Raw genomic sequence first — 761 nt, 5'->3', positions numbered from 1 at the left:
GTCGGGGCCGTTCCTCGACGAGGCGCTGCACGCGGTCGGCCACATTCCGCTGCCGCCCTACATCGCCTCGAAACGCGACGACGACGAACGCGACCGGGCCGACTACCAGACCATCTATGCAAGCGAGGAAGGCGCCGTCGCGGCTCCGACAGCGGGCCTGCATTTCACGCCGGAGCTTTTTGCAGCGCTTGACAGCAAGGGCATCGAACGCCGCTTCGTCACCTTGCATGTCGGCGCCGGTACGTTCCTGCCGGTGAAGGCCGACGACACCGCCGACCACAAGATGCATGCCGAGACCGGTTCGGTCAGCGAAGCTACTGCGGACGCCCTGAATGCTGCAAGAGCAAGAGGCGGGCGCGTCGTTGCCGTCGGCACGACCTCGCTGCGACTGCTGGAGAGTGCGGCGCGTGAGGACGGTACTCTGGCTGCGTGGTCCGGTCCGACCGATATCTTCATCACGCCCGGCTACCGTTTTCGCACCGCCGACGTGCTGATGACCAATTTCCATCTGCCGCGCTCGACGCTGTTCATGCTTGTCTCGGCCTTCAGCGGCCTCGACACGATGCGTGCGGCCTATGCCCATGCGATCGAGAACCGTTACAGATTCTATTCCTATGGCGACGCAAGCCTGCTTTTCCGAGCGGAGACGAGCGATGGACGATGATCTGCAAGCCTTTGACCGCTATGCGCTGAATGCGGAATTGAAAAAGCTGCGCGCCGGCATTCGCCAGCACCTCGATTCCGCCATGCGCGGCTGCATC

General features: G+C 63.5%; 1 protein-coding gene. It reads left to right on the top strand.

Annotated elements, in window-relative coordinates:
- The coding region (queA, locus tag EN984_RS36495) for a tRNA preQ1(34) S-adenosylmethionine ribosyltransferase-isomerase QueA (RefSeq protein WP_127384448.1) at positions 1-664 on the top strand (664 nt) is incomplete at its 5' end.
- Positions 665-761 lie beyond the last annotated feature (97 nt).

It is taken from the genome of Mesorhizobium sp. M7A.F.Ca.CA.004.12.1.1 (assembly GCF_003997835.1).
Classification (GTDB): Bacteria; Pseudomonadota; Alphaproteobacteria; order Rhizobiales; family Rhizobiaceae; genus Mesorhizobium.
The sequence above is the reverse complement of the archived record's forward strand: the minus strand, read 5'-3'. Positions and strand labels throughout refer to the sequence as shown.